This is a genomic window from Desulfolutivibrio sulfodismutans DSM 3696 (assembly GCF_013376455.1).
Taxonomy (GTDB): domain Bacteria; phylum Desulfobacterota; class Desulfovibrionia; order Desulfovibrionales; family Desulfovibrionaceae; genus Desulfolutivibrio; species Desulfolutivibrio sulfodismutans.
Genome location: NZ_CP045504.1, coordinates 1,282,848 through 1,306,772 on the forward strand (window position 1 = coordinate 1,282,848; position 23,925 = coordinate 1,306,772).

Below are 23,925 nucleotides of genomic sequence, written 5' to 3' on the forward strand. Positions count from 1 at the left end.
TCCCCCCTTATTTGTGGCAGACGTAGCAGGCGTTGCTGGTGCCCATTGAGGCATGGCACCGTTCGCACTCCCACATCTTCATGGTCTGCTTGCTGTAGCCGCTAAGCCTGTTTTCATGATACGGCGGAGGGGAATCCATGTTGGCCACGTCAGGATGGCACGTGGTGCATTCGAACCCCCTGTGAGCGGCATGGGAGAAGAAGACGTTGTCCGGCTGGTACTGGTAGACGAGCCAAGGAACCTCGATGCCGGGCTTGGCGTACTGCGTGACGAACTTGTCGATTTCTTTTTCGGCATCCGTCGCGCCGCCGGTTTCATCGGGATGACACTCGGCACAGGAGGCCGTGCTCGGCAGCCCGATGAACTGACCCGTCTTGGAGAACGTGTGACAGCTTTCACAGTCCAGCCCCTGTTCGGCGTGCACCTTGTGGCTGAACCCGATGGGCTGGGTTTTCTGGCTGAAAAGAAGCTGTGGGAAAACCCACCAGCCGACGACGAGCGCCCCCACGAAACCGACCAGAAAGAGCAACACGACGCCGCCGACGCCGCCCGCCTTGTTCGATTGTCTTTCCTCCATAATCCCCTGCCCCGTTCGTTGTGGTTCACATAGCATTTCGATAGTACCTACGGCACCGCGCTTTTTAAGCAAGAGCCACGCGCCGTGTCAAGGACAAATGAAAAAATTCACGAATACTTAGGCAGGAAATCGGCCGGTGGCGCATCCCTAGCCCGGCGTCCGGCGGCCAAAAGCCCCGTCCGGCCTCACTCCCCTTCCGGCCGCTTTTGCGCCCTATCGATTTCCGGGCTGTCCGCCCCGCCCACCCGGCGGCCATACACATCGTCGTAGCGCACGATGTCGTCCTCTTCCAGATACGGCCCGCTTTGGATCTCGATGATCTCCACGAGCACCTTGCCGGGGTTGGACAAGCGGTGCTCCGTGGTCTTGGGAATGTCCACGGACTGGTTCTCGGCGAGCAAAAAAATCCGCTCCCCGAGCTGTACCTCGGCCGTTCCGGCGATGACCACCCAGTGCTCGCTGCGGTGGTGGTGCATCTGCAGGCTCAGCCGCGCCCCGGGCAACACCTCAATGCGCTTGATCTTGTATCCCGGCCCTTCCTCCAAAACCGTGTAGCTGCCCCAGGGACGCCGCACGGTGACATGGGCCTCGACCAATGGACTTCCTTCGGCCGCCAGCGCCGCCACCACGTCCTTGACGCCCTGCTGCCGCGACATGGGACAGGCCAGGGTGGCGTCCCGGGTCTGAACCACGATCATGTCGCTGATGCCGGTCACGGCCAGCTTGCCGCCCCGGGAAACCAGCAGGCTGTCATGGCAGTCCAGGGCCAGGACGTCCCCCTGGACCACGCAGCCGTTTTGATCCTTGGCCCCCAGGCGGTACACGGCCGCCCAGTTGCCCAGGTCGTCCCAGTCGAAACCGGCCTCGATCACGGCCAGGCGTTTCATCCGCTCAAGCAGTCCATAGTCCACGGACAGTTCGGGAATGCCGCCATAGCCCAGGATCAAGGGCTTTTCACGGCGCGCCCGCCACCAGGCGAAATGCATCGGGGCATGCTTTTCCACGGCCGCAAGAAAAACGTCCGCCCGAAAAAGGAACATGCCCGTATTCCACAGATGCGCGCCGTCCGCGACCATGGACCGGGCCATCTCCAGGTCGGGCTTTTCCGTAAAGCCGTCCACGACATAGGCCCCGTCGCCCAGGGCGGCCCCCCGGCGGATGTAGCCGTAGCCGGTCTCGGGCGTGTCGGCCCGGGCTCCGAAGGTGACCAGATAGCCGTCCCGGGCCAGGGACTCGCCACGCTCGACGCAGCTCTTCCAGGCGGCCACGTCGCCCACCATGTGATCGGACGGGAACACGCCCACCACGACGCCGCTTTGGGCCTCGGGGGAATTCTCGCCAAGGATGCGGTCAAGGGCGAGAAGGACGGCCGGGAGGGTGTTTTTGCCCATGGGTTCGGCCAGGATGTTGGCTTCGAGTCCCGGGTCCACGCGGCGCAACTGGCCGCGCACCTCGAAAACATGCTCCTCGTTGGTCACCACCCAGGTGCCCCGGGCCGGGAAGACGCTCAGGGTCCGGGCCAGGGTGTTCTGGAGCAGGGTTTTCTCGCCGTTTATGGCCAAAAGCTGCTTGGGCAGAAGGGTCCGCGACAGGGGCCACAGCCGCGTTCCCGACCCCCCGGCCAGGATGATGGCCTGAACGCCTGGCGCGGGCGACGCGCCCGCCGTTTGTGCGATGTCCCCGGTCTGGCCCATGGCAGGCTCCTTCACTGTTGTGGGTTGGCCACGGCTTGCGCCGCAGCCCGCGCCGACCGCACGCCGCTCTCGGTGGTCGGCCCGCCCAAGCCCCAACGTCCCGGCGACAGACCGAAGGGGCCTATCCGGCAAAAACGAACGGCGACTCGATGTCGCACAGCCTGGGCAGGGCCGCATCCTTGTCGGACAAAACCGGCGCGGTCACCGGCCAGGGCACGCCGATGTCCGGATCGTTCCAGGCCACGCCCCCGTCATGGGCCGGGGAATAGTAGGCGTCCACCTTGTACTGGAACTCGGCCACGTCGGTTAAGGTCACATAGCCGTGGGCGAACCCGGCCGGGACCATGAGCCGCTTGAAATTGTCCTCGGACAGGGTCAGGCCGTACCATTTTCCGAAGGTGGGGGAACCCTTGCGGATGTCCACCACGGCGTCGAAGACCGCCCCCCGGGTGACCCACACCAGCTTGGCCTGGGCCGTCGGCGGCGACTGGAAGTGCAGCCCGCGCAAGACGCCCTTGGTATTGGAGCGGGCATGGTTGTCCTGGATGAAATCGTAGTTCAGGCCGAGTTCGGCGAAGAGGCGGCGATTGTATGTTTCGGTGAAAAATCCGCGATGGTCGCCGAAGACCTTGGGTTCGAGCACGCAAAGACCTGGGAAATCCGTTGGAGTGACCTGCACCATCCGCTCCTTGGCATGACGTCGCGGCCCGCCCCTTCTTGCCGGGCAAGCCGCGCGGGCCAATAGGTAACCGATTTCACGCCCCGTCACAACCGCCCGCAGCCGCAGTGCTGCCTGCTTCCTGGGCCGCCGCCCGTTCGTCGGCGTGATAGGAGCTGCGCACCAGGGGGCCGCAAAACATCCCGGCCACCCCGATATCCCGGCCGAAGGCGGCCAGTTCCGCGAATTCGTCGGGATGGACGTAGCGCACGGGCTCGGGATGCCGCCTGGAGGGACGCAGGTATTGGCCCACGGTGATCATGGCGCACCCGGCCCGGGCCAGATCCTCGATCACCCGGCGGGCCTGGTCCGGACGCTCCCCGAACCCGAGCATGAAGCCGCTTTTGACCCGCATGCCCGGCCGGGACGCGGCCCGGCGCAGCACGGCAAGGCTCCTGCCGTAATCGGCCTGGGGCCGCACCAGGGGATAAAGCTCCGGCACGGTCTCCACGTTGTGATTGAAGATATCGGGACCGGCGTCCAGAACCACGTCCAGGGATGCGGCGCACCCCCCGAAATCCGGGGTCAGAAGCTCCACCCCGGCCCCGGGCAGGGTCTCGCGCAGCCGCGCGGTCACGGCTGCGAAATGTCCGGCCCCGCCGTCGGGCAGGTCGTCGCGGGTGACCGAGGTGACCACCACATGCCGGACCCCGAGCTCCAAGGCGGCCCGGGCCACCCGTTGCGGTTCGTCCGGGTCCGGCGGGGACGGGGGGCCCGAGGCGATGTTGCAGAAGGTGCAGCCCCGGGTGCAGCGTTCGCCCAGGATCAGGAAGGTGGCCGTGCCCCGGGAATAGCACTCGAAGATGTTGGGGCAGCGGGCGTTTTTGCACACGGTGCACAGGCCGTGGGCGGCCACCAGGGAGGCCGTGCGGGCGAAATCCGCACTGCGCGGCAGCCCCACCTTGAGCCAGGGCGGCAGGCGTTTGCCCCGGGCGGGCGAGGCCGATGGATTTGGATCAGCGGTCATGGTCGCGGCCCGTGTCCTTGGCGCGGGAGGACGCCCTCCCGGTGGATGGAGAGGATTTTCTCCCGCCCGGCCGACCGGCCGAAGGCGTTTTGGCGGGGGAATCGCCGCGCGGCGTTTTTTTGGGTCTGGCTGCGCCACGGGAGGATTTCGACCGTTCGGGAGCCCCCGCCGGGGCCTTGCCCCGGGCCGTCCCGGGCCGTGGCTTGTTCCCGGATTCCCGCCCGGGATGTTCCTGCGGGCGGCCGCGCCCTTGGTCCGAATCGGCCGGGTTGTCCCTTCTGCCGGACGCCTTTCCCCCGCGCCCCGATCCGGCGGCCTCCCTGTCGCGATCCGCTCCTGCGCCCCCCTTGGCGGCGCGGGAACCGGGCCGTTTCTCCCGGCCCTGACGCACGGCCCGGGCATCGCCGTCCGACCGGGCCTCCTTGTCGGCCGGACGCTCGGCGGCGGGTTTGGCCGTCGGCCCCCGGCCCTCCTCCCACTGCGGGGCCTGCAGGATATAGATGGCCGCCCCGGATTTTTTGTCCCGGGCCGGGGATTGCAGCCTGGGCGTGCGGGCCAGATCGCCGGGCACAAGCCCCCCCCGGGAGGGCGTCATGTACAGCCGCAGGCCACCGGCGGCGCAGGCGTACCTGGCCCATTCCCCCTCCCGCCCCGGGGCCGGGAAGGGGTTGGACACCACCCGGCCAAGGGCGGGATCGGCGTTTGCCGCCCGGTCCCCGGCGAAAAGAAACGACAGGCTCACATCCCGCTTGGGCAGCCCGGACCGTTTGGACAGGGCTTCGAGCCACGGCGGCACGCCCACGGCGTCCACGGTGAAATGGCACCATGTTCCGGTCCCCCGGGCCGCCAGGGGACAGGCCCCGGCATGGGTGCAGGGGGCCAGAAGCGACATCTCCTCGTCCTCAATAAGATTCTCGCGCAGCCTGGAGAGCAGCTTGCCCGAGGCCCGGATCCCGGGTTCGACCAGAAGCAGCCGCCCGCCGGGACGCAGCGCGCCGCACAGGGTTGCGGCCATAAGCCCGGTCTTTTCGGAAAGGGACTGGGAACGCCTGGAGGCCAGTTCGTTGAGCACGTTGGCCGCCGTGACCAGATCCGCCACGCCCCGGGGGAGCCTGGGCAGTTCCTCGCGCACCGTCTCCACCCGCCAGGGCGTCTCCTCCCCGGCCAGTCCCAAAAACATCTCCCGGCCAAGGGCCAGGGCGGCCCGGGAGCGGTCCAGGCACACGAAGTTGATCCGCCGCGTGCGCAGGCGCGGCGCGGCGATCCACAGGGCCTGGACCATGGTCAACGGCCCCGATCCGGCGTCCACCACCGTGGCCCCGTCGGGCAGATCCAGATCCAGGCCGCGCAACAGGCGCGTTAAGCGGTACAGGTTCCAGGGCAGAAAATACCAGGCGTAGGCCGCAAGCATCCGGGGATCGGAAAGATAGCCCGGCTTGGGACCGGCGGCCCGTTCGCAGGTCAGGGAGGCGGACAGGCTTTGGATGGCCGAGGGTAGTTCCCGGGCATGGGAGATGCGCAGCGGCATGACCGTCTTGAGCAGGGCCTCGTACGCCACCAGGGCGGCGGCGGCATCGGGTCCGGGGGCGGGAAAGAGTCGGCCCTCCCGGGTCCAGGGCAGGATCGTCCCGGCCTGTGAGACGATCTGGGGGGCCTTCGCCGCTGGTGCCTTGTCCGGCTTTTTTCTGTCGCCCGGGACGCGTGCGGCCGGGCTTTTCCCGGGTTTGCCGCCACGGCCCCCCTCTGGGGCGCGCCCCCGGCTTTCGCTACGGCCGGTGCGAGCTGTTTTCTCGCTTCCGCCCTCGCGGGTCGTCTTCTCACTGCGCCCCTTGCGAGTTGTTTTCTCGCCGCGACCCTCGCGGCCTTCCTGTCCTTCCCGTCCCTGCGCACCGACCCGGCCGTCGCCGCGTGGCCGGGTCGTGGCGGCAGGGCCGCCCGGCCCTTGTTTCCCGGTCTGTCTAGGCGACATAACGAAACACCATCCTTTTCACAAAAGCCTGTCCGAAATCATCCGACCCGATGGCCGACGCCAGATCCACAACCTCCACCCGGGAGGCCGTTTCCAAAATGTCCCGACGCGCCGCCGCGTCGGCCGTCAAAAGGCACACCCCGTCCAGGGAGGTGTTGCCCGCCGCCCGGCATCTGGCCGCCCCGCCCGAGGGCAGAAACCCCAGGGCCTCCAGGTCGTCCGGCGAGACATGGCTGCCGAAGGCCCCGGCCAGATGGATGGCCGAAAGCGCCCCGACTCCCAGCCCGGCCGCCCGAAACAGCCCGGAAAAGGCCAGGTTGCAGGCGGCCTTGACCTTCTGGATCTCTTCCACGTCCGAGGCCCACAGGGACAGCCTCCCCACATCCAGCCGGGGTTCGCCCCCGTCATGGGCCAGCCCGGCCAGAATCCTGCGCCCCAGGGGCGGCAGGGACGATCCGGCCTCCGCAAACCGGCCGTCCGGGCGCAAAACGCCCACGGACACAAGCCTGGCCAGAAGCGACAGGTAGCCCGTGCCGCCGATGGCCGTAACCTCCGCTGCGGGCGATCCGTCCCGGTATGGAACCGGGGCAAGGCCCGCCGGGGTGAGATCGAAGCCCACGGCCACCCCCGAACCGGCCACCCGGCCCAGGCGCGGCCCCACGCCCTCCAGGGCCGGGCCCATGGGCACGCTGGCGGCCAGGAAACGCCCATCCGGCAGGGCCAGCACAAATTCCCCGTTGGTGCCGAAATCCGCCAGAAGAAACGGCGGCTTGGCCCCGGCGCGCATAATCGCAAAAAGCCCGGCCGAGGCGTCCGCGCCAACAAACGGCCCCAAAAGCGGCGGAACATATGCCGGGGGCAAATCCGGCGCAAGGACCGTTTCATAGCCCCCCCGGAAGGACAACCGGTAGGGGGCGGCGGCCAGCCCTGAAAAATCCAGGCCCACAAGCAGATGGATCATGGCCGGATTCCCGGCCACGCCCAGATCGGCAAGGGGGCCAGGCAGGGAGGCGGCGACCCGGCGCATAAAATCAAGGACCAGCTCCCGCAGGATGTCCGCCCCGCCGTCCCTGGCCGCAAAGGCCAGCCTGGACATGATCTCGCTGCCCGCCCCCAGTTGGGGATTGGGCATCTGCCCCTCCACGGCCGGGCCGCCCCCTGAGGCCGTGGCGGCTCTCCAGGCCAGCCCCGTGGTTCCCAGGTCCAGGCCCAGGACATACCCGCCCGGCGCGCCATGGGCCGCTTTCCGGGCCGCATTGAGGACGGGCCCCGGCCCGACGTCCGAGGGGGCCAGGATCTCCCGCCCGGCGGCGGCCTGGGCCGGATGGGCGCAGGAAAGCCGCCATCCCGCCGCCAGCTCCCCGGGGCCAAGCCGCCTGGCGTCCTGGGGGACCGGAGTCGGCGCTCCGGAGGCGAAACGCACCCGGCAGGCCCCGCACCGGCCGATGCCGGAACACAGGGGGCGGCCCACGAAATATCCGGCCCGAAACAGGGCCTGGGCCAGGGTGTCGCCCTGGGGCAGGGGCACGGTGCGGCGGCTGTGGCCGCTTACAACGAGGAGGTCGCCGTTCATGGAACAGGAACCTATCGTTTTCCCGGACCAAGGCAAAGCGGCCCAATTCTCTGCGGTCATGCGCCATCATCCGGCCGTACCCCGCCATCTCCTGGAAATAGCATGCGATCCGGCGGATTGCCGGGCTTTCCATGGCAATACGCCATGAATAAATTTGTAAAAAAATGCAAAAATGAAGAAAAAAATTTCAATCCCCAACCAGTCGGAATTCCTAAAAAAACATATTAACCATGCCTTTTTCCTCGTTTTTCGGGGTTGACAGAAATACCGTGGTTTTTTAGGACGCTTGAAACCTTTTGAAGGTTTACCAGTGGTCGCGGGAAATGGTCCCGCCCGCTGCATACAAAGAAACTACGGCGCGAGAGCGCGGGGCATTCCCGGTAGGGCGCGACCACCGGATCGTCAAACGAGATAGGCCGAGAAAGCGGCAACTCCCATAAGGAGAAGCAAATTGACCGACGCTCGTCATCACCTAGGCTATCCACAGAAACGGCTGAAACAGGTGGTATTTTTGGCTATATTGGCTTTTGTCATGGCCGGATGCCAGCCCAAAAAGACCTCTTATAATTTCCCCATCGAGCAGTACCAGGGCTTCAACGCCAAAAACGATTTCCTCAACGCAACGCCGCTGTCCCGTCTGGCCTCCCTTGACGACATGGGCATCCAGGTGGCGTCTTCCTCCCAAGACGATGTCTTGAGCAAGAATCTTTTCGACATGGCCCCGACCTCCTGTCCCCCGACCCGTCTGGCCACGGGCAAGGCCGGTGGTTCATCCGACCAGCTCCTGCGCGGGGCCTTCGCCCTGCTGGGCACCCGGTACCGTTCCGGCGGCGACACCCCCTCCACGGGATTCGACTGCTCCGGTTTCACCACCTGGGTGTTCAACAGATACGGCATCAACCTCCCCCGCTCCTCCCGCGAACAGTTCCAGATCGGCCAGCAGGTGGCCAAAACCAGCCTCAAAAAAGGCGATCTGGTCTTCTTCGGCTCCAAACGCGGCATCTCCCACGTCGGCATCTACCTCGAGAACGGCAAATTCATCCACAGCGCCAGCAACGGAAAGAACGTGCAGGTCAGCAACCTCGAGGAAGACTATTGGAAACAGCGGTACGCCGGAGGCCGCAGGGTCTTCTAAGCCCGCCGGAATCCGATTTTTCAGGCGACGCTTCCGTCTTGCGCGGACAGCGTCGCCTTTGTGTTTCAGGAGACGAGAGCCTCTGCCCCACCCACCTGCCACCTTCCCGTGAACCCCATGCCCGACAACATTCCCGGCACGCCGTTTCCGCCTCGACCCCTTTGTCCGTCAGACCGACCCGGGCCGACCGGCCATAGCACATCGTTTTACGCCCGGCCCGCAGGAACCGCCCTGGGGCGCATGGCCCGCTGTCTCCTTCCGGTCATGGCGGCGGCCTGCTGGACCGTCTGGTCCTCTACCGGTTTGGCCGCAGGCGCCGAGGCCGTCCCGGGTGCGCCGGGAGGCGATACGGCCGCATCCGTCTCAGCCGCGCCGTCCGCCGCCGTTTCGGACATGGAGACCGTGCGCCGGGAATTCGCCCAGACCGTGACCGGCAAGACCATGGAACGCCTGGAACGCATGAAAAAGCGCAAGGCCCTGTCGGAAAAAGCCTTCTCCCTCAGAACCTCCAGGCTGGCGGCCGCGGCCGATGCGGCCTATCTGGCCCAGGCGGCAAAGGACGCCCAAACCCGGCTCGTCCCGGCCCTGGGCGACAACCCGCCCGACCAGTATTTTGTCTACGTGGACCGCAATCCGACCCGCCAACTGATCTTCCTGGGTTTTTACGACGCAGGCAAGGCCACGGTGGCGCTTGTGGGCGGGGATCTGGTGTCCACCGGGCTTTTACGGCGCGGGCAGGACTCGTTCCTCACCCCCACCGGGGTGTTCGAGCATTTGCCGGACAACTTCGGCTACCGGGCCCAGGGCACGAAAAACCAGAACGGCTGGCGGGGACTCGGCGGCAAGGGCAGCCGGGTGTGGGATTTCGGATACCAGCAAAGCCCCCGGGAGTTCCGCCAGGGGATCTATGAAAGCCAGATGCGGCTGCTCATGCACGCCACGGACCCCGACCAGGGCGAACCCCGCCTGGGTCGAATGGACTCCAAGGGCTGCGTGCGCGTGTCCTCGGACATGAACCGCTTCCTGGACCGCCGCAGCATCCTGGACCGGCACTACGAGAGGCTGGCCGCAGAAAAACCCGGCACATGGCTGTTGGCCCCGGATCGCACCCCGGTGAGCACCCCGGGCAGCTTCCTGGTGGTGGGCGACACCTCGGCCGCCGAAAGCGCCGCACGCTGAATCTGGGCCGAGCTGCCGTTGCCGCCTTTTGGGGCGGCCCGCTCCGGCGATGGCGTCTCCCCGCCCGCCCCTTCCCGGCGCATCTCGCGGATCAGCTCCTCCAGTTCCCCGGCCTCCCCGGCCAGGGAGGCCACGGCCCCGGCCGCACCGCTCATGCCCCCGGCGGTCTGCCGGGCCACATCCTCCACCTCGGCCACGGCCCGCAGGATGTCCTCGTGGATCACGGCCTGATCCGCCAGGGACGCGGCAACACCCGTAATCCGCGTGGCCGTCTCCCGCGACGAATCGACGATCACCGAAAACACCTCACCCGACCGGCTCACCAGCTCCCGGGCCTCGTCCACGGAATCCGCCGCCTGCCGGGCCCCGGCGACATTGCGCTCTGCAGAATCCTGGATGGCTCGGACGCTCGACCCCACCTCACGGGTGGCGGCCATGGTCTTTTCGGCCAGCTTGCGGACCTCGTCGGCCACCACGGCGAAGCCGCGCCCGGCGTCTCCGGCCCGGGCGGCCTCGATGGCGGCATTCAGGGCCAGGAGATTGGTCTGGTCGGCGATGTCGGAAATGACCTCCACCACATGCCCGATGGCCCCGGCCGCAACCCCGAGTTCGCCCATGTCCTCGCGCAGCGCTGCGGTCAGAGCGGCGATGCGGGCCATGGCCTCCATGGAACGGGTCATGTCCGTGGCCCCGTTTCGGGCCGTGTCCATGGCCCCTTCGGCGCGCCGGGCGGCCTCGGTGGCCTGGGTGGCGGCCGTGTCCAGGGTGGCCTGGGCCGATTCCCCAAGCCCCGAGACATCCGTGAGCCGACGGGTCTGGGTGGCGGCGCCGCCTGCGGCCGTTTCCACCAAGCCCGCCAGATCACGGGCTTCGGCGGACACGCCCTTGGCGATGCGGTCGGCCCGGGCGGCCATGGCCGACACCAGGGCGTGCTGCGCCCGCACCCGTTCGGCCTGGGCCGTGATGTCCGTTAAGTCGGTAAAGAGCACGAACAGCCCGATACGATTGTCGTCTAAGTCAAAAAGCGGCGCGGCATCGAGTCGGACGTGGAATGGTCGGCCCGTGCGTCCCCGGCCGGCCGTTTCCAGGCCGCACACCGCCGCGTTGCCCTCCCGGCAGGACAGGCAGCCCAGGGCCATGGCCCCGCCGTCGCCAAGCCCCGTCAGGAATTCCTCCACATCGCGGCCGTGCTGGCCGACAGGGTCGCCGGATTCCTGGAAAAGGTCGAGCAGGGGGGCGTTGACGAAGGTCAGCCGGTTTTTGGAATTGGCCACCAGGCAGGGTACGGTCATGGCTTTGAGCACGCTTTCGGCGAACCCCAGCTTGACCTTGAGCTCCCCGGTCATCTCCAGGAGGCCGCCCTTGATCTCGGCCATCTCGGCCTTGAAACGGCCGGGCAGCTCGGCGGACAGATCCCCTTCGGCGCTTTGGCGCAGATAGGCCCGGATGGCCGCAAAGGGGGATAACAGCTCCCGGCGCAAAAAATACATCGTGGCCGCAAGCACGGCCACGATGGTGGCCGCGCCAAGCCCCATGGCCGCCAGTCCCAGTTCGTCGGCGGCGGCCAGGGCCTCTTCCTCGTCGGTCTCGGCCAAAAGCGCCCAGGTCACGTCCCCAAGGGTAACCGGCGCGAAACCGGACAAAACCGGCACGCCCCGGAAATCCTCGGTCAAGGCCGTGCCGTTTTCGCCGGAAAGGGCCTTTTTCGCGGCAGGGGTCTCCACCCTTCCCGTCTGGGGCGCCGCAAAAGAAGCGCGCAAGGAATGGGTGTCCGGGGCCCGGAAGGAATCCGAACGCATGAGGCCCTCCCCGCCCACCAGATAGCTTTCCCCGGTCTCTCCCATGCCCGTGCGCAGGGCCATGATCCCGGCCAGTTGCGCCCGGGGAACGCGCAGCACGCCCACGGCCTCCACCTTGCCTACATGGTCGCGGATAGGCGCGGCCACAAATGCCGCCGGTTCCCCGCCTAGGGGGGCATACGGCGCGAAATCGGCAAACACGGCCTCCCCGGCCAGGGCCTTGTCAAAGGCCCGCCCCAGCCCGGAATCCTTGAGCGATCCGTTTTTGATGTCCTCGCCCACCTCGGAGCCATTGGCCACGGAAAACAACACCCGACCGTAGTCGTCCACCACCAGGGCGTCCTCGTAGCCCAGGATATCCACAAAAGGCTTGAAGGAGGCGATGACGAAGTTGCGGGTGTCCAGATAGGCCGGGTCGGTCACGTCGGCCCGCACCCCGGGCTTGACCCCCATGAAGGCGTCACGGCCCATGGCCACGGCGTGGTAGATTTCCTTGACCCCGGCGTAGATGCGCACGTCGGCCAGCCATTTCCCGGCCATGGCCTCCACGGCCGCCTTTTTGGCGTCGCGCACGGCCTCCACCCGGCCGAAGGCCAACGCCGACAGGCTTTGTGCCGCCCGGTTCACGGCGAAAAGCCCCATGACCGTCACCGGAACGATACCGACTAAGAGACAAAAGGCGATCATCTTTGTTTTCAGAGACATGCGATACTCCCTTGAGGCGAAAAGGCATGACGCGGGAAAAGGGCGTCCAGGAGGAAGCACGTTCCTACCAGCCCCCCGGGGGGCTCTTGTGAAGAAGTGATGACGATTGTGCGACAGGGGGAAGAATGGCCCACACGGGCGCGCAGGATGAAAAAAAGTCCGTCGCGACGCCCGGGGAGCCGTCTCCGGGCGTCGCGGCAAAACGCTTACAGGGGTCCGAAGTTCTCTTCGTAGCGGGCCAAAAATTCCTGCCTGGTGTAGGCGTGTTCCTGGGTGCCGTGGTGCTCCACGGCGTAGACCGCGCTCACCGAGCCAAGCCGCCCCGCCTTTTCCAGGGGCAGCCCGGCGGCAAGGCCCATGAGCAGCCCGGCCCGGAAGGCGTCGCCCGCGCCGGTGGGATCCTTGACCGCCGTGGCCCTGGCCGGGGGAATGGCCAGTTCCGTGCCGCCCTGGCGGATGGCCGAGCCCTTTTCGCCCAGAGTGGTGATCAGCGTGCCCACCCGGGACAGGATGTCGGCCAGGGTCAGGCCGGTGGCGTTAACGATCAGCTCCAGCTCATAGTCGTTGGAAATGAGAAAGGTGGCCCCGGTGAGCATTTCCGTGAGCGCCTCACCGGAAAAAGCCGTGATGTTCTGCCCGGGATCGAGCACGAACCGGATGCCGCGGGCCTTGTAGCGCCGGGGATAGTCCTGCATGTCGTCCAGGTTGCCCGGGGCCACGATGGCCAGCGCGTCCGCCGCGCCCAGGCCGTCCACATCGTAGCCGCAGGGGAACTTCATCGCTCCGGGGTTGAATCCCGTGATCTGGTTGTCGGACTGATCCGTGGTGATGTAGGCCCCGGCCGTGAATTCCTCGTCGACCTGGCGGACGCCCTCGAAGGTCATCCCGCATTTTTCCAGCCACTGGCGGTATCCGGCGAAGTCCTTCCCGGCCGTGGCCAGGATGACCGGCTCCTGCCCCAGAAGCTTCAGGGAATAGGCGATGTTCCCGGCCGTGCCGCCGAATTTTTCGGTCAGCCCGTTGACCAGGAAGCAGACGTTTATGATGTGGATCTTGTCGGGCAGGATGTGGTCGGAAAACTTGCCGGGGAAGGTCATGATCCGGTCGTAGGCCAGGGAACCGGAAACGAGAATGCGCATGCAGCGGGCTCCTTTCACGTAAGAAGGATTCAGGATGGCGGTTGGGTCTCGGATTCGATCCACCGCAAAAAATCGGGATTGCCGCGCAAAATGGGCAACACCACCACACAGGGCACGTCATAGGAATGCAGGGCCGCCACGCGGCTGGTCAGGGCGTCGGCCAGGCTCATGCGGGTCTTGGCCACAAGCACCACCTCGGCGGCCTCTTCGATCTTCCCCTGCCACCAATACATGGAAACCATGCCCGGCAGGATGTTCACGCAGGCGGCCAGACGTTCGGCCACCACTGTCCGGCCGATCATCCGGGCCTGCTCCAGGCTTTCGCAGGTGATGTAGGCCAGGGCGGCGGACATGGCGGCCTCCTTGTTTTTTTCAGGCGGCATCCTATCCTGGCGCGCCGAACAAGGCAACACGGGCTGCAGCCGGAGGCATTGCAACGCAACCTAGCCGGTACGCCTGGGAGCGGTTCCGACGCCCTCTTTCCCTTGACAGACGCCGCCATTGCCCCCAAAGCTTCCCCGAACGTCCGGACCGCCTCCCTTCCGGGATGCGGCCATTGCGGCGCACCCGGCGGCCACGGCCGACCCAACCCTGCAACCCTCTCACAGTGCGACCATCCGCCATGAACCGTCAAAGCCTGCTCATGAACATGTTCCAGGCCATGCTGGACACCCTGGGCCCCAGCCGCTGGTGGCCCGGAGAGACCCCCTTCGAGGTGGCCATCGGGGCCATCCTCACCCAAAACGCCTCCTGGACCAACGTGGAACAGGCCATCGCCAACCTCAAGTCCGCCGGACTCTTTGCCCCCAAGGCCATGTACGATCTGCCCGAGGCCCGTCTGGCCGAACTCATCCGGCCCTCGGGCTATTTCCGGCTCAAGGCCGGGCGTTTGAAAAACCTCCTGGGATTTCTCAAGGCCGAGTGCGGGTTCGACATCACGGCCCTGGCCGGTCGCGACCTTCCGGCCATGCGGGAAAAATTCCTGGCCGTGCGCGGCATCGGCCCTGAAACCGCCGACAGCATCCTGCTCTACGCCCTGGACTATCCGACCTTCGTGGTGGACGCCTACACCCGCCGCCTGCTCACCCGGCACGGCCTGCTCCCCGAGGAGGCGACGTACGACGAGATGCGCGAATTCTTCATGGATGTCCTGGACCCCGACCCGAGGCTCTTCAACGAATACCACGCCCTGATCGTGCGCACCGGCAAATCCTGGTGCAAAAAGGCCACGGGCCGGTGTGAACCGTGCCCTTTGGCGCGCTTTGTCCCATGACCCGCACCCAGGCGGCATCCCCCCGCATCCAGGCTGCATCCGTATGACGCATCCGGACAGTGCATCGACCCCGGGCCGTTGTTCCGAAGAACGCCCGGACACCGTTCCCAGGCTGCCCCCCGCGAGACGACCGCTCATGGCCAAGCCCCATCCCGACACCCCGGCCGCGCCATGCCCCGGCCGCCGGACAGGCCTGCGCCGGGCGGCCCTGGCGTTTTTTTTGGCGGCCTGCGTCTTTTTGTGCGGGCATCCGGCAGGAGCCCAGCCCGGCGCCGCCGACGCCAGCCCCGAGGCCGAGTTGGAAACGGAGATCGCCAGGCACAAGGAGACGGCCAGCGCGCGCCGCAAGGCCATGGAGCAGCTCACGGCCGAGGAACGTCGGCTGGGGGCCGGGCTGGCCGGGCTCGAGGCCAAGGTGGGGGCGCTCTCGGGCCAGCTTGCGGAGAAGGAGCGGCTGGTACGCGAGGTCATGGTCGAAGAGGCCCGGCTGTCGGCGGAACACGCCGCCCTCACCCGGCAGCTTGCCGCCGCCCGGTCGCACATGTCCGAGCTTCTGGCCGCGCTGTGGCCGGTGCATCTGCACAACATCGAATCCAAGGCCGCCGGGCTGTCCTCCTGGGAGGAGGCCGACCGCCGCTTCACCTGGCTGGCCGAACTCTACGGCGCGGCCGGGCAGTCCTACGCCGCCTATCGCGAGCAGTCCGCCCGGCTGGCCGCCAACATGGCCGCCCAGGAAACCGCCCGAACCCGGCTGGCGGCGGCCAGGGCCGAGGCCGAAAAGAGCAAGGACGCCCTTTTGGCCGAGCAGCTCGAATTTTCCAAACAGTTGCGCAACGTCCGCCGACGCATCGTCAGCGAGGAAGAGCAGCTCAAGGAAATCCTGCGCACCATCGTCGACCTCGACGCCCGCATGTCCGCCGCCAAGGCCGCCCCCGTGCCCGTAGTCCGGGGAACCATGGCCTGGCCCGTTCCCGGCACGCCCATCTCCACCTTCGACCCCGGGGCCGATCCGCCCCGGCGGGGCATGGGCTTTTCCTGCGCCAAGGACGCCCCGGTGCGCGCCGTGTCCGCCGGCAAGGTGGTCTTTACCGATCTGTTGCGCGGCATGGGCAAGGTGGTTATTGTCTCCCACGGCGACGGACATTTCACGGTGTACGCCTATCTGGCCGACATCACCGTCTCCATGGGACAGGACGTGACCGGCGCCGATCACGTCGGCCATGCCGGGTTCTATCCGCCGGCGGGCGGCCCGGGACTTTATTTTGAATTGCGTTTTCACGAGAAAGCCATTAACCCCGTGGAGTGGCTGGCCGTCCGTGATTGACGCGCGTGAATCCGAACATATCGTCCCTTGCTACGGGACAGGTTTCGCCAGGCCCCTGGAGGCTTCTATGCGTTTCCGGCATTCCCTGTGCGCTTTTGCGACCATCCTGGTCATCTGCCAGGCCGCTTCCGTCCTGGCTGCGGCAACCGAGGAAGATCGTTTTGCGCCGCTGAAAAGGTTCAGCCAGGTCATGGATCTGGTGGAAAACCATTACGTCAAAAGCGTCACCCGAAGCGAACTCATCGACGGGGCCATCGTGGGCATGCTGCAGCAGCTCGACCCCCATTCGAGTTTCCTCTCCAAAGAGGAATTCAAAGAGATGCAGGTCAGCACCTCGGGCGAGTTCGGGGGCATCGGCATCGAGATCAGCCTGGAAAACGGCCGCCTCACGGTCATCTCCCCCATCGACGACACCCCTGCCGACAAAGCCGGGATCAAGGCCGGGGACATCATCCTGGAGATCGACGACCAGCCCACCCAGGACATGACCCTGGTGGACGCCGTGCAGAAGATACGCGGCCCCAAGGGCAAGGCCGTCAGCCTGACCATCCTGCACAAGGACGCCCAAAAGCCCCTCAAGGTGCGCGTCGTCCGCGACACCATCCCCATCATCAGCGTCAAAAAGACCGAGCTTGAGCCCGGCTACCTTTTGCTGCGCGTCAGCCGCTTCAACGAAAACACCACCAGCGAGCTCAAAGACGCCCTGAAGGACTACGGCAAGGGCGGCACGCCGCTCAAAGGGGTCATCCTCGACCTGCGCAACAACCCCGGCGGCCTTTTGGAACAGGCCGTGAGCGTCTCGGACATGTTTTTGCCCTCGGGAAAAATCGTGTCCATCAAGGGCAAAAACAACGACCAGCGCAAGGACTTCGAGGCCCGGGGCGAATCCGGCGAGGTCGCCGCGCCCACGGTGGTGCTCATCAACGCCGGCTCGGCGTCGGCCTCGGAGATCGTGGCCGGGGCGTTGCAGGATCACAAACGGGCCCTGCTCATCGGCGAGAAGACCTTCGGCAAGGGGTCCGTGCAGACGGTCATCCCCCTGTCCGACGGCTCGGGCATCAAACTGACTACGGCCCTCTATTATACGCCCAACGGCCGCTCCATCCAGGCCGAGGGCATCGAGCCGGACTTCAAGGTGCCCCTGCAGGACGTCGCGTCCGAGAAGGACTTGACCAACGGCATGCACCAGTTCCGGGAGAAAGACCTCACCCGGCACCTGGAAAACCGCAAGGACGCCAAGTCCGACAGCGACGATCCCAAGCAAAAAGTCAAAGAGCAACTGGAACGGGACAACCAGCTCAAGCTGGCCCTGGAACTGGTCAAGACCGTGCCCATCCAGGCCCTCGTCAAGTAACGCGCGTCCCCGGGCCGCCGTCCGCTCCCCGCCAGGGGAACGGGCGGCGGCGACTCGGCCACGGCCCGGCCATTTTGGGCCACGCCCATGGCCCCCTGACCACGGACCCCACCCCGGCCTTCGGGCCCAAACCCCCGGCGGCCGGGCCTGCCTGCGACCGCTCCCGCACGATATGGCCGCACCCAAAAAGAAAAAAACGTCCCGCACCAAGAAAAAGGCCGCCTGGTGGCCGACGCTGCAAAAAAAGCTCTCCCAACCCGGTGTCCTTCTCTTTGCGGCCGGGATCACCCTGGGCGTCACCCTGGTCGTGGTGGGCCTCCTGCTGTTCGGTTCGCAAAGCCGCACCCCGGACGGACGATTGATCCTGGAGCGGTCCCACGCCGACCGACCGGCGGCCAAGGCCGCCCCGGAGCGCAAAGAAAAACCCGGGAAAGACGCCCCCGCCGTCCGGCCGCTTCCGGCCGAACCTGCGGACGCCCCCTCTCCGGCCCCGGCCGACGGATCGGCTTCCGGCCCGGCCCTCTCCAAAGAACCGGCCATGGCCTACGAGGAGCATTTCACCGGGAAGCGGGAACTGACGCCCGAGATGGAGGTGGTCCGGGAATATCGCGGCGCGGTGGTGGTCCCGGCCGATCCGCGCCAGACGCCCGCCCCGGCCGCTCCCTCCCCCGAGACGCCCGCCCCGTCGCCGGACGCGCCGCGAATGGCCGTGGTCATCGACGACCTGGGCGACAGCGTGACGTTCGCCAAGGAACTTCTCAAGCTCGATTTCCCCGTGACCATGGCCATCCTGCCCTTCCGGCCCCATTCCTCCGACGTGGACGCCCTGGCCGCCCGGCACGGGGCCCAGGTTCTCCTGCACCAGCCCATGCAGCCGCAAGGCTATCCCGGGGTCAATCCCGGCCGGGGGGCGCTCACCGTGGGCATGTCCCCGGAACGCATCCAGGCCGCCCTGGACGAAAACCTGGCCCAGACCCCCAACGCCTCGGGGGTCAACAACCACATGGGCTCGCGCTTCACCGAGGACACGGCGGGCATGGCCGTGGTCCTGGAGCACCTGGCCGAAAAAAATCTCTTTTTCCTGGACAGCCTGACCACCCACAAAAGCGGCGTCCCGGCCGCAGCGGCCAAAACCGGCAGCGAATACCGCCGCCGCTACGTCTTTCTGGACAACACCCGGGACGTCCGGACCATCCTGCGCCAGCTCAAAACCACCGAGGCCCTGGCCCTCAAGACCGGGCAGGCCCTGGCCATCGGCCATCCCTATCCCGAGACCCTGGAGGCCCTGCGGGCCTTCGCCGCCAGCCGTGACAAGCGCCTGACCATGGTCCGGGCCGGGGACATGTCTCCGGAACGCCTGCGCACCGCCGCCTCCGGTTCGGATTGATCCGGCCCAGCGGATGATTTATCCTTGCCTGCCATGATGAAAAACATGCCCACTTCCCGTTACCCTCACCCAGGAGGAATACCGTCATGAAACGCCCGGGAATCGCCTGTCTGTGGGCCTTTATCCTGACCCTGGCCGCCGTCCCGGCCCTGGCCGCGCCGTATGTGGTGTCCATCAGCCAGATCGTGGAGCATCCGGCCCTGGACGCCGTGCGCAACGGTTTTGTCGAAGGACTTAAGAAAAATGGCGTGGAGGCCACGGTGAACGTGCATATCGCCCAGGGAAACCCGGCGGTCAACGTGCAGATCGCCAGCCAGATGCTCGGGGAGAAACCCGATCTGGTCATGGCCATCGCCACCCCCTCGGCCCAGGCCGCAGCCCAGAAGATCAAGGACATTCCCGTGCTGTTCTCTGCCGTCTCCGACCCTGTGGGCGCAGGCCTTGTGGCCTCCCTTGACGCCCCGGGCGGCAACGTCACCGGCATGACGGACATGAGCCCCGTGGACCGGCAGCTCGAACTGATGCGCGAGATCAAGCCGGACTTACATACCCTGGGCGTCATCTACAACGCCGGGGAGGCCAACTCCGTCAGCCAGCTTGAACTGCTCAAGGCCGAGGCCAAAAAACGCGGCATCGACACCGTAGAGGCCACCGTGACCAATTCCAGCGGTGTCTTCCAGGCGGCCAAAAGCCTGGTGGGCAAGTGCGACGCGATCTACATCCCCCTGGACAACACCGTGGTCTCGGCCCTGGAGTCGGCCATCAAGATCTGCACGGAGAGCAAACTGCCGCTTTTCAGTTCGGACAATGATTCCGTGCCGCGCGGCACCATCGCCGCCGTGGCCATCGACTATGGCCGCATGGGCGAACAGACGGCGGTCATGGCCAAACGCATCCTGGTGGGCGGAAAAAAGCCCGCCGCCATGCCCGTTGAGCAGTTGCAGGATCTGGAGGTGGTGGTGAACAAGAAAGCCGCCGCCGACATGGGCGTGACCCTGCCCGAATCCGTCCTGAAAAAGGCCGACAAGATCATCGAATAGCTTTTTGAAAAAGGGGACGACCTCGCGCGGCCCCAGGCGCTTCAGGCGGCGATATCCGGAACGGCATCCGGGTCCGCCGCCTTTTTCATACCGCCTTTTGGGCCGCCTTTTGGGCCGCCTTTTGGGCCGCGCCCCGGGAGAATAAGGCGGACGCCGCCCGGTCCATGAGCTGCGCCCCGGCCAGGGCCAGCCCCCCCACCACCACGGCCGACACCCCAAAGGCCGCCAGGGGCGACATGCGCCCATGGAGCATTTCGGCCGCATACCCCAAAAGGGGCTGATGGATCAGGTAGAAACTGTAGGAGGCCGCCGCCAGGCGGGCCACCATCCGGTTCTCCCCCAGGCGGGCGGTGATGGGCAGGGTAAAAAGCATCCCGCTTACGGTCAGCGTGCATAGGCACACCAGGAAGTGGGCAGCGGGGGCAGGCAGTCCGTCCTTGACCGCCACGGTCAGGGCCACGGACATGACCGCCGTCCCGGCCAGGGCTAGGGATGCCGGACGAGGGAAACCCGAGGCCTCCGGCTCGTCCAGATCGGCCTGGGCCTGCTCTGCGGCCTGCTCTGCGGCCTGGCGCGCCGTCCAGCGGAAGGCCAGGAACATGCCCATGGCGAATTCCGGCAGCCGGGCCGGAAGGTTGAAATAGATCATGTAGGACAAAAGCCCGAACGGGCCGTCCGGGAACCATCCGGAAAGGGCCTCCAAAAGCCCCCACACCCCGAAGCAGCCGACCACGACGCCGCCAAGCGCCCACCCGGGCCCAAGCCTGACGAACAGCCGCAGCAGCAGCGGATACAGCAGGTAGAACTGGGCCACCAGCCCCATCCACCACAGGGCCGGGACAATGCCGTAGAAGCAGGCCGGGTCCAGGGTGTGGACGAATGCGGCATGTTCGAAAATGCAGCGCCCAAGCGACGGCCCGGCCGCCGTGGCGGTAAACAGGGCCACGGCGCTCCACAGGGCCAGGGCCATGTAATACTGCGGGCAGATGCGTCCGAAGCGGCGGCGGAAAAACGCCGCGTAGGACAGGTCGAGCACCCCGCCCCGGGCCGCCAGGGGCAGCGTCAGGACGAAGCCGGTGATGGTGTTGAAGATGACCACCCCGAGGTAGCCCTGGGCCAGGATGTCCCCGAAAAGCGGCCCCAGGGGATTGTCTGTCCCGGCCTCGGGGATCACGGACCAGATGTGAAAGAAAAAGACCCCCACCATGGCCACAACGCGCAGGAACTCGATCTGTGGGATGCGCTTGCTCATAAAGTGAAAATTCCCGGGGCTATACATTATTGGAGCCTCGCCCTAACAGCATTTCATACAAAAGTCATGCAGATTGTGTTTCGGACGCGTTTCCCCGGCATGACCCCGCGCGCCGGGGCCGGTTGCGGCGCGCCTTGCTCCGCACTTGCCCGGCATGGGCCTTGGGGGTTACCGTGTCCCCAAAGGAGACGGCCATGCGCACCGGAACCGAGGAAAAAACGCCCATCGTCATCCGGGCGGACAGGGTTGAGGACTATCTGCGCCGGGCCTTCGGCGACGACGCGCACCTTATCGGCCTGTGCGACATCGCCGCGCCGGGCGAACAGGGCATGAAGGAGTTCGGCTACGGCAAACCCGTATGCATCGAATTCACCGTGGGGGGCGTCCGCAAAAGCGCGGTCTTGTCCATCATGCGTGGGGACAAATACGGGCACCAGTTCTACTGGGACCGGGCGGCCATCCTCATGTTCCAGCACGAGGCCTCGGGCCGCATGGAAAAACATGTCCGTTCCCTGGGACTGGGCTATTTCGATGAGGATGACGCCATGGCCCCGGTCACCCGGCCCAAGGAATTTTTCATCGTCAGCGAGAAGGCCCCGGGCTACGACTATTATCTGGACCTGGAGCGCATCCGCAAAGGAGGCTTCCGGCCGGACGACCTGGAGATGGCCCGGCGCTTCGCCCGGTTCCTGGCCGGGGTGCATGCCCGTAAAAAAGACGATCCGGACCTCTATCTACGCCGCATCCGCAACCTTATCGGGGCCTCGGAATGCATCTTCGGTCTGGTGGACGCCTACCCGCACCCCTATGAGCACTTCCCGCCCGAACGCTTCGTGGCCCTGGAAAAGCGCATCATCGACTGGCGCTGGAAGCTTCGGGGGTACACCCACCGGCTGACCGAGGTGCATGGCGACTTCCACCCCTGGAACATCCTGGTCAGCGGCGAGGGGGAAAACCGCGACTTCGCCGTGCTGGACCGCAGCCGGGGGGAATGGGGCGACGCAGCCGACGACGTGGCCACCCTGGCCATCAACTACCTGCTGTTCGGGCTCTATGAGAAGCCGCGCCTGGCCGGGGATTTCGAGAGGATGTACATGGCCTTTTTCGAGACCTATCTGCGCGCCAGCGGCGACGACGAAATGCTTTCGGTCATCGCCCCCTTTTTCGTGTTCCGGGGGCTGGTGATCGCCTCGCCCCAGTGGTATCCCAACCACCCCCTGCCCGTGCGCCAGGGGCTTCTGCGGTTTTTGGAAAACGTGCTCGAGGATGACCGTTTCGACTGCCAAAACATCAACAAATACATGGCATAATCCCCCCGGGGAGCGGGCTCGCCGACTCACCCGGAGGGCGCCTCCCGGAAAAACGACGCCGCCGGGCGCCTGTAAAGGGATTCTTAGGGGCTCCGCCCCTTGGCCGTCTGAGGCTTCATTGCAACCCTTTGCGGCACGTGGCTGCGCGTGCGAGGACTCGACACGACTATGAACACCGGTGCGGCGATATGGTTCACGGGACTTCCGGGGTCGGGCAAAAGCAGCGTGGCCAGGGCCGTGGCCAAGGCCCTGGAAACGGCCGGGAGGCCGGTGACGCTTTTGTCCATGGATGTCCGGCGCAAGGTCTATTTTCCCGTCCCGGCCTATACCGAAGACGAGCGTGAGTCGGCCTACCTGATGTTTGCCGGGGACGCGGCCGGGCTGGTGCGCGAGGGCCGGGTGGTGATCATGGACGCCACGGGCAACCGCAAGCGGTGGCGCGACAGGGCCCGGGCGTTGATCCCCCGGTTTGCCGAGGTGTTCGTGTCCTGTCCGGTTTCGGTGGCCATGGCCCGGGAGGCGTCCCGGCCCGAAGGGCTGGTCATGGCCGGTCTGTACGCCAAGGCCCTGGCCCGCAAGGCCACGGGGGAAGAGGTTCCGGGGCTGGGGGAGGTCGTCGGGGTGGACGTGCCCTTCGAGGACGACCCGGCCGCCGAATGCGTGGTGGACGCGGCCACTTTGAGCGTCGATCAGGCCCGGGACGCGGTGTTGCGGTTTCTGGACGGGTGGCTATAAGGTCGAGGCACGGGGGCAGCCATGCAATTGACCATGGAATACGAACAAGAGACGGATGGCCGGTGGCTGGCGGAGATCACGGAGCTTCCCGGCGTCATGGCCTATGGGCCGACGCAGACCGAGGCCATTGCCAGGGTCAAGGCCCTGGCTTTGCGGGTCATAGCCGAACAGCTGGAACATGGTGAACATGTTCCCAATACCGACACCATTTCCTTCGCCGCCGCATGAGCCAGTGGCCGTCCATCAAATCCGCCAGACTGCTCGCCGCGCTGCTGCGGCTTGGCTGGAGCGAAAAGCGCCGCAGCGGTTCGCACCGGACGCTGCAACGCGACGGCTGGCCGGATGTCGTCTTTGCCTTCCATGACACCGAAGAAATCGGCCCCCGCATGGTGGCCCGGATAGCCAAAAAGACCGGCCTTTCTCCAAACGACCTTCAATAGACCCGCGACCCCAGCGGCACGTCGCCATCAGGCGCAAGGAGCGCCACCCGGCCCTCGGCATCATCCACGCCCATGACCAGCACCTCGGACACAAACCCCGCGATGCGCCTGGGCGGAAAGTTCACCACCGCCACCACCCGCCTCCCCGGCAGTTCCTCGGCCGAATACAGGGCGGTGATCCGGGCGCTGCTCGATTTCACACCCAACGGCCCCAGATCGACCGTCAGTTTGTAGGCCGGAATCCTGGCCTTTGGCAGCGGCTCGGCGGTCAGGATGCGCCCCACCCGCATGTCCACCCGTAAAAATTCGTCGTAGGAAAGCGGCCCGGCCGCCTCCTTTGCCTCCTCCTGCATCC

The 23,925-nt window shown here is 66.3% G+C and carries 21 protein-coding genes and 1 pseudogene; 11 read left to right on the forward strand and 11 right to left on the reverse strand.

The annotated features are described in order from the left end of the window. Window positions 1–7: 7 nt before the first annotated feature. The 6 genes from qrcA to GD606_RS06120 all read right to left on the reverse strand — a co-directional run bounded on the left by qrcA (window position 8) and on the right by GD606_RS06120 (window position 7,498). On the reverse strand, window positions 8–577 hold the full coding sequence (gene qrcA, locus GD606_RS06095; protein ID WP_163303120.1) for a menaquinone reductase multiheme cytochrome c subunit QrcA: 570 nt from the start codon (window positions 575–577) through the stop codon (window positions 8–10). Between the two features lie 185 nt (window positions 578–762). Further along, a complete protein-coding gene (locus GD606_RS06100; RefSeq protein WP_163303119.1) occupies window positions 763–2,271 on the reverse strand; it encodes a mannose-1-phosphate guanylyltransferase/mannose-6-phosphate isomerase in 1,509 nt (502 codons plus the stop codon). A gap of 121 nt (window positions 2,272–2,392) precedes the next feature. Beyond that, window positions 2,393–2,953, reverse strand: coding sequence for a dTDP-4-dehydrorhamnose 3,5-epimerase (gene rfbC / locus GD606_RS06105; RefSeq protein ID WP_211922226.1), 561 nt, complete (start codon window positions 2,951–2,953; stop codon window positions 2,393–2,395). Between the two features lie 73 nt (window positions 2,954–3,026). Continuing rightward, the gene (lipA, locus tag GD606_RS06110) at window positions 3,027–3,956 is read right to left on the reverse strand and encodes a lipoyl synthase (protein ID WP_163303118.1); all 930 of its coding nucleotides are present in this window, start codon (window positions 3,954–3,956) and stop codon (window positions 3,027–3,029) included. Continuing rightward, entirely contained in the window at window positions 3,946–5,925 is a 1,980-nt protein-coding gene (locus GD606_RS06115; RefSeq protein WP_163303117.1) for a small ribosomal subunit Rsm22 family protein, read from the reverse strand. Before GD606_RS06115 ends, lipA begins: the two co-directional genes overlap by 11 nt. Beyond that, window positions 5,915–7,498, reverse strand: a complete 1,584-nt coding sequence (locus GD606_RS06120) for an ASKHA domain-containing protein (RefSeq protein ID WP_163303116.1) — start codon at window positions 7,496–7,498, stop codon at window positions 5,915–5,917. Before GD606_RS06120 ends, GD606_RS06115 begins: the two co-directional genes overlap by 11 nt. 502 nt (window positions 7,499–8,000) lie before the next feature. On the opposite strand from GD606_RS06120, the gene GD606_RS06125 reads away from it, so the two are divergent. Both GD606_RS06125 and GD606_RS20470 read left to right on the forward strand, forming a co-directional pair. Next, window positions 8,001–8,633, forward strand: a complete 633-nt coding sequence (locus GD606_RS06125) for a C40 family peptidase (RefSeq protein WP_246299067.1) — start codon at window positions 8,001–8,003, stop codon at window positions 8,631–8,633. 240 nt (window positions 8,634–8,873) lie between these two features. Continuing rightward, window positions 8,874–9,812 (forward strand): L,D-transpeptidase family protein, encoded by a 939-nt coding sequence (locus tag GD606_RS20470; protein ID WP_163303115.1) that lies wholly within the window; start codon window positions 8,874–8,876, stop codon window positions 9,810–9,812. 188 nt (window positions 9,813–10,000) lie between these two features. Here the strand turns inward: GD606_RS20470 and GD606_RS20855 are convergent. The 3 genes and pseudogenes from GD606_RS20855 to cutA form a co-directional block, all read right to left on the reverse strand. Then, window positions 10,001–12,316 (reverse strand): annotated as a pseudogene (locus tag GD606_RS20855) (methyl-accepting chemotaxis protein); the annotation flags it as partial. Between the two features lie 206 nt (window positions 12,317–12,522). Continuing rightward, complete coding sequence (locus tag GD606_RS06145; RefSeq protein WP_163303806.1) at window positions 12,523–13,455, reverse strand: carbohydrate kinase family protein; 933 nt, start codon at window positions 13,453–13,455, stop codon at window positions 12,523–12,525. A gap of 29 nt (window positions 13,456–13,484) precedes the next feature. Next, complete coding sequence (gene cutA, locus GD606_RS06150) at window positions 13,485–13,808, reverse strand: divalent-cation tolerance protein CutA (RefSeq protein WP_163303807.1); 324 nt, start codon at window positions 13,806–13,808, stop codon at window positions 13,485–13,487. Between the two features lie 269 nt (window positions 13,809–14,077). Between cutA and GD606_RS06155 the strand changes: the two genes are divergently transcribed. The 5 genes from GD606_RS06155 to GD606_RS06175 all read left to right on the forward strand — a co-directional run bounded on the left by GD606_RS06155 (window position 14,078) and on the right by GD606_RS06175 (window position 19,833). Beyond that, window positions 14,078–14,728: an endonuclease III domain-containing protein gene (locus tag GD606_RS06155; protein ID WP_163303808.1), complete on the forward strand. Its 651-nt coding sequence runs from the start codon at window positions 14,078–14,080 to the stop codon at window positions 14,726–14,728. A 136-nt stretch (window positions 14,729–14,864) separates the two neighbouring features. Next, the gene (locus GD606_RS06160) at window positions 14,865–16,052 is read left to right on the forward strand and encodes a murein hydrolase activator EnvC family protein (protein ID WP_163303809.1); all 1,188 of its coding nucleotides are present in this window, start codon (window positions 14,865–14,867) and stop codon (window positions 16,050–16,052) included. Between the two features lie 67 nt (window positions 16,053–16,119). Next, window positions 16,120–17,406 carry a S41 family peptidase gene (locus tag GD606_RS06165; RefSeq protein ID WP_163303810.1) on the forward strand — a complete coding sequence of 429 codons (1,287 nt, stop codon included), beginning with the start codon at window positions 16,120–16,122 and terminating at the stop codon, window positions 17,404–17,406. Between the two features lie 172 nt (window positions 17,407–17,578). Next, window positions 17,579–18,793 (forward strand): divergent polysaccharide deacetylase family protein, encoded by a 1,215-nt coding sequence (locus tag GD606_RS06170; RefSeq protein ID WP_176629234.1) that lies wholly within the window; start codon window positions 17,579–17,581, stop codon window positions 18,791–18,793. An 86-nt stretch (window positions 18,794–18,879) separates the two neighbouring features. Further along, window positions 18,880–19,833, forward strand: coding sequence for an ABC transporter substrate-binding protein (locus tag GD606_RS06175; RefSeq protein ID WP_163303855.1), 954 nt, complete (start codon window positions 18,880–18,882; stop codon window positions 19,831–19,833). A gap of 85 nt (window positions 19,834–19,918) precedes the next feature. Here GD606_RS06175 and GD606_RS06180 read toward each other — a convergent pair whose 3' ends face one another. Continuing rightward, window positions 19,919–21,085, reverse strand: coding sequence for an acyltransferase family protein (locus GD606_RS06180; protein ID WP_163303854.1), 1,167 nt, complete (start codon window positions 21,083–21,085; stop codon window positions 19,919–19,921). 194 nt (window positions 21,086–21,279) lie between these two features. Between GD606_RS06180 and GD606_RS06185 the strand changes: the two genes are divergently transcribed. The 4 genes from GD606_RS06185 (at window position 21,280) to GD606_RS06200 (ending at window position 23,570) form a co-directional block, all read left to right on the forward strand. After that, on the forward strand, window positions 21,280–22,395 hold the full coding sequence (locus tag GD606_RS06185; RefSeq protein WP_163303853.1) for a phosphotransferase family protein: 1,116 nt from the start codon (window positions 21,280–21,282) through the stop codon (window positions 22,393–22,395). Window positions 22,396–22,563: 168 nt separating this feature from the next. Next, window positions 22,564–23,130 carry an adenylyl-sulfate kinase gene (locus tag GD606_RS06190; RefSeq protein ID WP_163303852.1) on the forward strand — a complete coding sequence of 189 codons (567 nt, stop codon included), beginning with the start codon at window positions 22,564–22,566 and terminating at the stop codon, window positions 23,128–23,130. A gap of 21 nt (window positions 23,131–23,151) precedes the next feature. Continuing rightward, window positions 23,152–23,358: a type II toxin-antitoxin system HicB family antitoxin gene (locus tag GD606_RS06195; protein WP_163303851.1), complete on the forward strand. Its 207-nt coding sequence runs from the start codon at window positions 23,152–23,154 to the stop codon at window positions 23,356–23,358. Continuing rightward, the gene (locus tag GD606_RS06200; protein WP_163303850.1) at window positions 23,355–23,570 is read left to right on the forward strand and encodes a type II toxin-antitoxin system HicA family toxin; all 216 of its coding nucleotides are present in this window, start codon (window positions 23,355–23,357) and stop codon (window positions 23,568–23,570) included. The genes GD606_RS06195 and GD606_RS06200 overlap by 4 nt, the downstream gene beginning before the upstream one ends. Here the strand turns inward: GD606_RS06200 and GD606_RS06205 are convergent. Beyond that, on the reverse strand, window positions 23,564–23,923 hold the full coding sequence (locus GD606_RS06205) for a tRNA-binding protein (protein ID WP_163303849.1): 360 nt from the start codon (window positions 23,921–23,923) through the stop codon (window positions 23,564–23,566). The genes GD606_RS06200 and GD606_RS06205 overlap by 7 nt on opposite strands. Window positions 23,924–23,925: the final 2 nt, after the last annotated feature.